This window comes from Streptomyces sp. CRCS-T-1 (assembly GCF_024442335.1).
In the GTDB taxonomy this organism is placed as follows: domain Bacteria; phylum Actinomycetota; class Actinomycetes; order Streptomycetales; family Streptomycetaceae; genus Streptomyces; species Streptomyces koelreuteriae.
The window spans coordinates 7,052,423-7,062,567 of sequence record NZ_CP101651.1; the positions used below are offsets into that span (position 1 = coordinate 7,052,423).

12 protein-coding genes are annotated in these 10,145 nt (G+C 71.8%); 11 read left to right on the forward strand and 1 reads right to left on the reverse strand.

Annotated elements, in window-relative coordinates; genetic code table 11:
- Positions 1–7 precede the first annotated feature (7 nt).
- The 9 genes from NNW99_RS32010 (at position 8) to nusB (ending at position 7,555) form a co-directional block, all read left to right on the forward strand.
- The gene (locus NNW99_RS32010; RefSeq protein WP_215122633.1) at positions 8–835 is read left to right on the forward strand and encodes a shikimate dehydrogenase; all 828 of its coding nucleotides are present in this window, start codon (positions 8–10) and stop codon (positions 833–835) included.
- 50 nt (positions 836–885) lie between these two features.
- The gene (locus tag NNW99_RS32015) at positions 886–1,281 is read left to right on the forward strand and encodes a hypothetical protein (RefSeq protein ID WP_215122634.1); all 396 of its coding nucleotides are present in this window, start codon (positions 886–888) and stop codon (positions 1,279–1,281) included.
- 140 nt (positions 1,282–1,421) lie between these two features.
- Positions 1,422–2,606 (forward strand): chorismate synthase, encoded by a 1,185-nt coding sequence (gene aroC, locus NNW99_RS32020; protein ID WP_215122635.1) that lies wholly within the window; start codon positions 1,422–1,424, stop codon positions 2,604–2,606.
- Positions 2,607–2,632: 26 nt separating this feature from the next.
- Positions 2,633–3,115 carry a shikimate kinase gene (locus NNW99_RS32025; RefSeq protein WP_251058149.1) on the forward strand — a complete coding sequence of 161 codons (483 nt, stop codon included), beginning with the start codon at positions 2,633–2,635 and terminating at the stop codon, positions 3,113–3,115.
- Positions 3,112–4,203 (forward strand): 3-dehydroquinate synthase, encoded by a 1,092-nt coding sequence (gene aroB / locus NNW99_RS32030; RefSeq protein WP_215122637.1) that lies wholly within the window; start codon positions 3,112–3,114, stop codon positions 4,201–4,203. The genes NNW99_RS32025 and aroB overlap by 4 nt, the downstream gene beginning before the upstream one ends.
- 164 nt (positions 4,204–4,367) lie before the next feature.
- The gene (locus tag NNW99_RS32035) at positions 4,368–5,210 is read left to right on the forward strand and encodes a Pro-rich N-terminal domain-containing protein (RefSeq protein WP_215122638.1); all 843 of its coding nucleotides are present in this window, start codon (positions 4,368–4,370) and stop codon (positions 5,208–5,210) included.
- Positions 5,211–5,388: 178 nt separating this feature from the next.
- Positions 5,389–6,498, forward strand: a complete 1,110-nt coding sequence (locus NNW99_RS32040; RefSeq protein WP_215122639.1) for an aminopeptidase P family protein — start codon at positions 5,389–5,391, stop codon at positions 6,496–6,498.
- 53 nt (positions 6,499–6,551) lie between these two features.
- Positions 6,552–7,118, forward strand: a complete 567-nt coding sequence (efp, locus tag NNW99_RS32045) for an elongation factor P (protein ID WP_215122640.1) — start codon at positions 6,552–6,554, stop codon at positions 7,116–7,118.
- Between the two features lie 2 nt (positions 7,119–7,120).
- The gene (gene nusB, locus NNW99_RS32050) at positions 7,121–7,555 is read left to right on the forward strand and encodes a transcription antitermination factor NusB (protein ID WP_184597187.1); all 435 of its coding nucleotides are present in this window, start codon (positions 7,121–7,123) and stop codon (positions 7,553–7,555) included.
- A 174-nt stretch (positions 7,556–7,729) separates the two neighbouring features.
- Here nusB and bldD read toward each other — a convergent pair whose 3' ends face one another.
- Positions 7,730–8,233, reverse strand: coding sequence for a transcriptional regulator BldD (gene bldD, locus NNW99_RS32055; RefSeq protein WP_190206437.1), 504 nt, complete (start codon positions 8,231–8,233; stop codon positions 7,730–7,732).
- A gap of 266 nt (positions 8,234–8,499) precedes the next feature.
- Between bldD and pyrR the strand changes: the two genes are divergently transcribed.
- Positions 8,500–9,066, forward strand: coding sequence for a bifunctional pyr operon transcriptional regulator/uracil phosphoribosyltransferase PyrR (pyrR, locus tag NNW99_RS32060; protein WP_184597184.1), 567 nt, complete (start codon positions 8,500–8,502; stop codon positions 9,064–9,066).
- Positions 9,067–9,164: 98 nt separating this feature from the next.
- Positions 9,165–10,142, forward strand: a complete 978-nt coding sequence (locus NNW99_RS32065; protein ID WP_215122641.1) for an aspartate carbamoyltransferase catalytic subunit — start codon at positions 9,165–9,167, stop codon at positions 10,140–10,142.
- Positions 10,143–10,145: the final 3 nt, after the last annotated feature.

Consider the following 10,145-nt stretch of genomic DNA (forward strand, 5'->3'; position numbering starts at 1 on the left):
CACCCTGATGGCCGCACCACGCCGGGCCGCCGTACTCGGCTCCCCGATCGCCCACTCGCTCTCCCCGGTCCTGCACCGCACGGCCTACCGGGAGTTGGGGCTGAGCGGCTGGACGTACGACAGGTTCGAGGTCGACGAGGCCGCCCTGCCCGGGTTCTTCGAGACGCTCGGTGCCGAGTGGGCGGGGCTGTCGCTGACCATGCCGCTGAAGCGGGCCGTGATCCCGCTGCTCGACGGGATCAGCGAGACCGCGGCCTCGGTCGACGCGGTGAACACCGTGGTCTGCGCCCCGGACGGCCGCCGCACCGGCGACAACACCGACATCCCCGGCATGGTCGCGGCCCTGCGCGAGCACGGCATCGACAAGGTCGAGGCCGCCGCGGTCCTCGGCGCGGGGGCCACCGCCTCGTCCGCGCTGGCCGCCCTGGCGCGGATCTGTCCCGGCGAGATCGCCGTGTACGTCCGCAGCGAGGCCCGGGCCGCCGAGATGCGGCAGTGGGCCGAGCGGCTGGAGGTCCCGGTGCGCATCGCCGACTGGGCGGACGCCGCGCAGGCCCTGCGCGCCCCGCTGGTGATCAGCACCACGCCGGCCGGTGTCACCGACGCCCTCGCCCGGTCCGTGCCGGAGCGGCCCGCGGCCCTCTTCGACGTCCTCTACGACCCCTGGCCGACGGACCTCGCCGCCCGCTGGTCGGCGTACGGCGGCGCCGTCGTCAGCGGCCTCGACCTGCTCGTCCACCAGGCCGTGCTGCAGGTCGAGCAGATGACGGGGCTGGCCCCGGCGCCCCTGGACGCCATGCGAAAAGCGGGCGAACGCGCTCTCGCGGCCCGCTAGGATCCGCTCTCGGTTCCGCAGGGGGCGGAACAGGGGAGGGGATACGAACCATGACCACCGGCATGCCTCAGGCGTCCGTGAAGTCCCAGATATTCGAGTCGCTGCTGGGATTCCTGCCCGACTGGGTGCAGATCACGGTGATCGCCCTGATCGTGCTCGCGGTCCTCGCGTCCTGGGCGGTCAAGATCAAGCGCAAGATCGCCTACCGGCGGACCCTGCGCAGCGGGCAGCCCGTCCACGCGGCGGCCCAGTACGGGCAGGGGAGCGGGGCGGACCACCTCGGGGAGTACGCACCTCAGCGGGCGCCGCAGCAGGGCAGTGGAGCCGACCACCTGGGCGCCTATGCGCCGCAGCAGGCGCAGCCCGCGCGGCAGCCGAGCGGCGCGGACTTCCTCGGTTCCTACGCGCCGCAGGGGCGGACCGGCGGCCCGGCCTCGTCCGCCTGATGGACCGGCGGCCGGGTCCGCGCTCCGGACGTGGGAGGATCGTAGGTGGCGGACCGGGGCCGCGCACCCGGTCAGGCCGTCGCCGTACGCGAGGACGTGCGTACGCAGGGCAGTACGGGCGCGAGCACTGAGGAGCACCGTTGAGCAGGTTGCGCTGGCTGACCGCTGGGGAGTCCCACGGTCCCGCACTCGTCGCGACGCTGGAGGGTCTGCCCGCCGGCGTGCCGATCACCACGGACATGGTGGCGGACCATCTCGCGAGGCGGCGCCTGGGCTATGGACGCGGCGCCCGGATGAAGTTCGAGCGCGACGAGATCACCTTCCTCGGCGGCGTCCGGCACGGCCTCACCCTCGGCTCCCCGGTCGCGATCATGGTGGGCAACACCGAGTGGCCGAAGTGGGAACAGGTCATGGCGGCCGACCCGGTCGACCCCGAGATCCTCGACGGCCTCGCCCGCAACGCCCCGCTGACCCGCCCGCGGCCCGGCCACGCCGACCTCGCCGGCATGCAGAAGTACGGCTTCGACGAGGCCCGGCCGATCCTGGAGCGCGCCTCGGCGCGTGAGACCGCGGCCCGGGTGGCCCTCGGCGCGGTGGCCCGGTCGTACCTCAAGGAGACGGCCGGCATCGAGATCGTCTCCCATGTGGTGGAGCTGGCGGCCGCGAAGGCGCCGTACGGCGTGTACCCGACCCCGGCGGACGTGGAGAAGCTGGACGCGGACCCGGTGCGCTGTCTGGACGCCGACGCGTCGAAGGCGATGGTCGCCGAGATCGACCAGGCCCACAAGGACGGCGACACCCTCGGCGGTGTGGTCGAGGTGCTGGCCTACGACGTACCGGTCGGCCTCGGCTCGCATGTGCACTGGGACCGGCGTCTCGACGCCCGGCTGGCCGCCGCCCTCATGGGCATCCAGGCCATCAAGGGCGTGGAGGTCGGCGACGGCTTCGACCTGGCGCGGGTGCCCGGCTCCAAGGCCCACGACGAGATCGTGACCACCGACGAGGGCATCCGGCGCACCTCCGGCCGCTCCGGCGGCACCGAGGGCGGACTGACCACCGGCGAGGTGCTGCGGGTGCGCGCGGCCATGAAGCCGATCGCGACCGTCCCGCGGGCGCTCAAGACGGTGGACGTCGTCACCGGTGAGGCGACCGCCGCCCACCACCAGCGCTCCGACGTGTGCGCCGTGCCGGCGGCCGGCATCGTCGCCGAGGCGATGGTCGCCCTCGTCCTCGCGGACGCGGTGGCCGAGAAGTTCGGCGGCGACAGCGTGGCCGAGACCGGCCGCAACGTACGGTCCTACCTCGACAACCTGGCCATCCGGTGACCCCGCTGATCGTGCTGGTCGGCCCGATGGGCGTCGGCAAGTCCACGGTCGGGCAGCTGCTGGCCGAGCGGCTCGGGACCGGATACCGGGACACCGACGACGACATCGTCGCCGCGCAGGGCCGGACGATCGCCGAGATCTTCGTGGAGGAGGGCGAGGCCGCCTTCCGCGCCATCGAGAAGCAGGCCGTGCGCGAGGCGCTCGCCGGGCACGACGGCGTGCTGGCCCTGGGCGGCGGCGCCGTCCTCGACCAGGACACCCGCGAGCTGCTCGCCGGGCACCGGGTGGTGTACCTGTCGATGGACGTCGAGGAAGCGGTCAAGCGCACCGGCCTCAACGCGGCCCGGCCGCTGCTCGCCCTCAACCCGCGCAAGCAGTGGCGCGAGCTGATGGAGGCCCGCCGGCACCTGTACGAGGAGGTCGCCACGGCCGTTGTCGCCACCGATGGCCGCACCCCCGAAGAGGTCACCGAAGTCGCCCTGGACGCACTGGAGTTGAAGGAAGCATGAGCGAGGCAGAGACGCGGATCCAGATCGGCGGCACGGCGGGCACCGAGCCCTACGAGGTCCTGGTGGGCCGGCAACTCCTGGGCGAGCTGGCCGGGTTGATCGGCGGCCGGGCCAAGCGGGTCGCGATCGTCCACCCCGAGGCCCTGGCCGAGACGAGTGACGCGCTGCGCGCCGACCTGGCCGAGCAGGGCTACGACGTGGTCGCCATCCAGGTGCCCAACGCAGAAGAGGCCAAGACCGCCGAGGTCGCCGCCTACTGCTGGAAGGCGCTGGGCCAGTCCGGGTTCACGCGCACGGACGTCATCGTCGGCGTCGGCGGCGGCGCGACCACCGACCTGGCCGGATTCGTGGCCGCCACCTGGCTGCGCGGGGTGCGCTGGATCGCGATCCCGACGACCGTGCTGGCCATGGTCGACGCGGCCGTCGGCGGCAAGACCGGCATCAACACCGCCGAGGGCAAGAACCTGGTGGGCGCCTTCCACCCGCCTGCCGGTGTGCTCTGCGACCTGGCCGCGCTGGACTCCCTGCCGGTCAACGACTACGTCTCCGGGCTCGCCGAGGTCATCAAGGCCGGCTTCATCGCCGACCCGGTGATCCTCGACCTCATCGAGTCCGACCCCGAGGCCGCCCGCACCCCGGCCGGCCCGCACACCGCCGAGCTCATCGAGCGCTCCATCCGGGTCAAGGCCGACGTGGTGTCGTCCGACCTGAAGGAGTCGGGCCTGCGCGAGATCCTCAACTACGGCCACACGCTCGGCCACGCCATCGAGAAGAACGAGCGCTACAAGTGGCGCCACGGCGCCGCCGTGTCCGTCGGGATGCACTTCGCCGCCGAACTCGGCCGCCTGGCAGGCCGGCTGGACGACGCCACGGCCGACCGCCACCGCACCGTCCTCGAAGCCGTCGGCCTGCCGCTGTACTACCGCCACGACCAGTGGCCCAAGCTGCTGGAGACCATGAAGGTCGACAAGAAGTCCCGCGGCGACCTGCTGCGCTTCATCGTTCTCGACGGTCTGGCCAAGCCCACCGTCCTGGAGGGACCCGACCCGGCTGTGCTGCTCGCCGCGTACGGCGAAGTGGGGCAGTAAGTCCTCCCGCGCTCCTTCTGCCCGAAACAGCCTTACGGCGCCGGGCACTTCGGGCCGCCCCCGGCCGTTCACACAACGATCGCCGGTGGCGGTACCGTTCGGTAGCAGCGGGTTCCGCCCCCGCAGTCAGCGCCCATCGCCTGTACGAGACGGAGTGGCACCGGATGCAGCACGCAGTGGGTTCTCCGCTGCCGCCGCCCCACCAGCCGGGGCAGGGACCGGCCGCCGGCTGGTCGCCGGCCGCACACCACCCGGGTGCGCACCAGGGCTCCGCCCCCGTGCCCCCGCCGCCCCCGGCCCCGGGATACCCCGCGCCACCGCCCGGGCCGGCCGCGCCCCCGCATCAGGCCTCCGCCCCGCCGGACACCACCGGTCATGTGCCGCTGCCGCCGGGCGGTCCGGTCGCCATGCCCAGCGCGCCGCCCGCCGCGACGGGTCCCGACCTGGCGGGCACCACGCTCGCGGTGCTGCTCATCGGCCCCGCGGGCGCCGGGAAGACCAGCGTCGCCAAGTACTGGGCGGACCACCGCCGGATCCCCACGGCCCACATCAGCCTCGACGACGTACGCGAATGGGTCCGCTCGGGCTTCGCCGACCCCCAGTCCGGGTGGAACGACAACTCGGAGGCGCAGTACCGCCTAGCCCGCCGCACCTGCGGCTTCGCCGCGCGGAACTTCCTGGCCAACGGCATCTCCTGCATCCTCGACGACGCCGTCTTCCCCGACCGGCCCGTCGTCGGCCTCGGCGGCTGGAAGCGGCACGTCGGGCCGGGCCTGCTGCCGGTCGTCCTCCTGCCGGGCCTGGAGATCGTCCTGGAGCGCAACGCCGAGCGCTCCGGCAACCGCCGCCTCAGCGACGACGAGGTCGCCCGCATCCACGGCCGCATGGCCGGCTGGTACGGCTCGGGCCTGCCGATCATCGACAACTCCCAGCTCGACATCCCGCAGACGGCCCAGGTCCTGAACGACGTGCTGTCCCGCTCCATCGCGAGTCCACCCCAGTGGTGAGCGCCCCATAGGGGCGCGGGGAACTGCGCGACAAGCCCCCACACACCCGCGGACGGCACACAACGAGTGCGGCATACCCGCTCCCCGAACGGCACCCTGCCCACCCGGACAGATCGGGCACCGCCCACTCAGACGCCCTCAACCGGCGCCAAACCGGCAGAGCTCTTACGCTCGGGTCATGTCAGAGGTGTACGCGGCCCGCCGGACGCGTCTGAGGGAATACTGCAACGCGGGCGGCAGCGCGGCGGCGCTGGTCTCCCGCCCCGCCAACGTGCGCTATCTCGCGGGCCCCGCCCCGCAGGGCGCCGTTCTGCTGCTCGGCAAGACCGAGGACCTCCTGGTGTGTGCCGGCCCGATCGAAGGCCGCACCGCGCAGGAGCGCCCCGACGAGGCCCTGCGCGTCCAGAACCTGCCCGGATCCGGCGGCGGCGACCCGGCCGTCGCGGCCGCCGACATCGCCGCGGGCCAGGGAGCCGACTCCCTCGCCGTGGAGGAGCACCACCTCACCGTGGCCCGGCACCGCGCCCTCGGCTCGGTCGCCCCCCGGCTGCGCCTGGCGGGCCTCGGCTCCGCCGTGGAGCAGCTCAGGGTGGTCAAGGACGAGGAGGAGATCTCCTGCCTGCGCATCGGCGCCGAGATCGCCGACCAGGCCCTGGGCGAGCTGCTGGAGTCCATCCTCGTCGGCCGGACCGAGCGCCATCTCGCCCTGGAGCTCGAACGACGCCTCGTGGACCACGGGGCCGACGGACCGGCCTTCCCGACCTCCGTCGCCACCGGGCCCAACGCGGGCCGCCCCGGCCACCGGCCCACCGACCGCCGCGTGGAGGAAGGGGACTTCCTCTCCGTCTGCCTCGGCGCGACGTATCGCGGCTACCGCTGTGAGATCGGCCGTACGTTCGTCATCGGCACGGCTCCCGCAGACTGGCAGATCGAGCTGTACGACCTGGTCTTCGCCGCCCAGCGCGCCGGACGTGAGAGCCTGGTACCCGGCGTCGCCTGCCGGGACGTCGACCGGGCCGCACGCCAGGTGCTGGACTCCGCGGGGTACACGGAGGGCCTCACGGCCCTCACCGGACACGGGGTCGGGCTCGAAATCGACGAGGACCCTCAATTGAGTCCCGCGGCCATGGGTAAACTGGACGCTTGCGTGCCGGTCACCGTCGAACCGGGGGTCCACCTCCCGGGCCGGGGCGGTGTCCGGATCGATGACACGCTCGTCGTCCGCCCCGAGGCGGACGGCGGACCCGAGCTACTCACCATCACGACCAAGGAGCTGCTCGCCCTGTAGCCAGGCAGGTGCGTGCCCCGGGGTCGTACGTCAGTCCAGGAGATTCCGCAACCGTGGCTTCCACGAACGACCTCAAGAACGGCATGGTGCTCAAGCTCGAAGGCGGCCAGCTCTGGTCCGTCGTCGAGTTCCAGCACGTCAAGCCCGGCAAGGGCCCGGCCTTCGTGCGCACCAAGCTCAAGAACGTGCTCTCCGGCAAGGTCGTCGACAAGACCTTCAACGCCGGCGTCAAGGTCGAAACGGCCACCGTCGACAAGCGGGACATGCAGTTCTCCTACATGGACGGCGATTACTTCGTCTTCATGGACATGGAGACCTACGACCAGCTGCACGTCGACCGCAAGGCCGTCGGCGACGCCGCCAACTTCCTGATCGAGGGCTTCACCGCCACCGTCGCGCAGCACGAGGGCGAGGTGCTCTTCGTCGAGCTGCCCGCCGCCGTCGAGCTCGTCATCCAGGAGACCGAGCCGGGCGTCCAGGGCGACCGCTCCACGGGCGGCACCAAGCCCGCCACGCTGGAGACCGGCCACCAGATCCAGGTGCCCCTCTTCATCACCACCGGTGAGAAGATCAAGGTCGACACCCGCACCAGCGACTACCTCGGCCGGGTGAACAGCTAACCGTGGCTGCCCGCAACACGGCCCGCAAGCGCGCCTTCCAGATCCTCTTCGAGGGCGACCAGCGCGGCGCCGAGGTCCTGACGGTCCTCGCCGACTGGGTCCGGCTCTCCCGGGCCGACACCCGGCAGCCGCCGGTGAGCGAGTACACGATGGAGCTGGTCGAGGGCTACGCGCAGCGCGCGAAGCGCATCGACGAGCTGATCGCCCAGTACTCGGTCGGCTGGACACTCGACCGGATGCCGGTCGTCGACCGCAATATCCTGCGGCTCGGCGCCTACGAGCTGATCTGGGTCGACGAGACCCCGGACGCCGTCGTCCTGGACGAGATGGTGCAGCTGGCCAAGGAGTTCTCCACGGACGAGTCGCCCTCGTTCGTGAACGGCCTGCTCGGTCGGCTGAAGGACCTCAAGCCCTCGCTCCGCCGCGACGAGGACTGAGACAGACGGAATGCCGGAGGGCCCGCAGCAAGCTTGCTGCGGGCCCTCCGGCATTCCTCCCGCGACGGGGGCCGTCAGGCCCCAGAACGCCGCCGGGGTGGCCGGAACCATCTGGTTCCGGCCACCCCGGCGGCACGTTTCTGCGCTGGCCCCTGAGGGCTCGGGCTGAGGGGCTCAGACCTCCTCGTGGGAGGCGACCGCGCGGCGCGCGTCCGCGTCCAGGACACCCCAGCTGATCAGCTGCTCGGTGAGGACCGAGGGCGACTGGTCGTAGATGACGGCGAGTGTGCGCAGGTCGTCCTGGCGGATCGAGAGCACCTTGCCGTTGTAGTCGCCGCGCTGCGACTGGATCGTGGCCGCGTAGCGCTGCAGGGGGCCCGCCTTCTCGGCCGGCACCGTGGCCAGCCGCTCCAGGTCCAGGACCAGCTTCGGCGGCGGCTCGGCGGCGCCGCCCGGGGTGGTGCCCGGGAGCAGCTCCTGCACGGGAACGCCGTAGAAGTCCGCCAGCTCGGCGAGGCGCTGCACGGTCACGGCGCGGTCGCCGCGCTCGTACGACCCGACCACGACCGCCTTCCAGCGTCCCTGGGACTTCTCCTCGACACCGTGGAGGGAAAGGCCCTGCTGGGTGCGGATCGCCCGGAGCTTGGCCCCGAGCTGTTTGGCGTATTCGCTGGACATATAGCTCCCCGGCACTGTGTCGACGCGGTCAGCTGTGTTGCCGGACCGCGCGGCTGGTAACTCACTGTGAGGTTACGCAGCGTTACTCTGCCGCGTCAAGCCGAATGGTCCGCACCGACTCTTCCGTGGTATCAGCACTCTGTTAGGCCGAATGGGTGATCCGAGGGGGCCGTCGGAATGATCGAGGGGGCCTGCTACCGTGTATGGCGCAATCCCGACGTCCTTTAAGGTCCGTCCCGTGAGGCGGAGAAGGAGGTCCGTTTCGTATGGACACGCACGACACGCAGTCCGATGCCCGGCCCGTTCTCGAAGGGCCCGACATCGCGCGGGTACTGACCCGCATCGCCCATGAGATCGTCGAGCGCGCCAAGGGCGCCGACGACGTGGTGCTCCTCGGCATTCCGACCCGGGGCGTCTTCCTCGCCCGGCGGCTCGCCGACAAGCTCGAGCAGATCACCGAACGCAAGGTTCCGTGCGGCTCGCTCGACATCACCATGTACCGCGACGACCTGCGCATGCACCCGCCGCGTGCGCTGGCCCGCACCGAGATCCCCGGTGACGGCATCGACGGCAAGCTGGTCGTCCTCGTCGACGACGTGCTCTTCTCCGGCCGCACCATCCGGGCCGCCCTCGACGCGCTGAACGACATCGGGCGCCCGCGCGCGGTGCAGCTCGCCGTCCTCGTCGACCGCGGCCACCGCGAACTGCCCATCCGCGCCGACTACGTCGGCAAGAACCTCCCCACGTCGTTGCGGGAGACGGTCAAGGTCCAGCTCGCCGAGGAGGACGGTCGCGACACCGTGCTGCTCGGTGCCAAGCAGACCTCCCAGTAGCGCCTTCAGGCGTACGCCGCTGTCGTACGCCGGCTCAGTGCGCCCCCGCGCACCCGTCTGCCCGAAATTCTCCTGAACTGCCCTACGGAGCCTGACAGATGCTGCGTCATCTCATCTCGGCCGCCGACCTCACCCGCGACGACGCCGTCCTGATCCTCGACACCGCCGAGGAGATGGCCCGGGTCGCCGACCGGCCGATCAAGAAGCTGCCGACCCTGCGCGGCCGCACGATCGTCAACCTCTTCTTCGAGGACTCCACCCGGACCCGGATCTCCTTCGAGGCCGCCGAGAAGCGGCTGTCCGCGGACGTCATCAACTTCTCCGCCAAGGGCTCCAGCGTCTCCAAGGGCGAGTCCCTGAAGGACACCGCCCAGACCCTGGAGGCCATGGGCGTCGACGCCGTGGTCATCCGGCACGGCGCCTCCGGAGCCCCCTACCGGCTGGCCAACTCCGGCTGGATCGACGCGGCCGTCGTCAACGCCGGCGACGGCACCCACCAGCACCCCACGCAGGCCCTGCTGGACGCCTTCACCATGCGCCGCCGTCTGGTCGGCCCGGACGCCGGGCTCGGCCAGGACCTCGCCGGCCGGCGCATCACGATCGTCGGCGACATCCTGCACAGCCGGGTCGCCCGCTCCAACGTCGACCTGCTGCACACCCTCGGCGCCGAGGTCACCCTCGTCGCCCCGCCGACCCTGGTGCCCGTCGGCATCGAGACCTGGCCCTGCGAGGTGTCGTACGACCTCGACAGCACCCTGCCCAAGTCCGACGCGGTGATGATGCTGCGCGTCCAGCGCGAGCGCATGAACGCCGCCTTCTTCCCGACCGAGCGCGAGTACTCCCGGCGCTACGGCCTCGACGGCGACCGCATGGCGCGGATGCCCGAGCACGCCGTCGTGATGCACCCCGGCCCGATGGTCCGGGGCATGGAGATCACCGCCGAGGTCGCCGACTCCGACCGCTGCACCGTCGTCGAGCAGGTCGCAAACGGAGTGTCCATCCGGATGGCCGTCCTGTACCTGCTGCTCGGTGGCAACGAACCCGCCGTCACCCAGTCCCGTACCGAGGAGAAGTAAGAC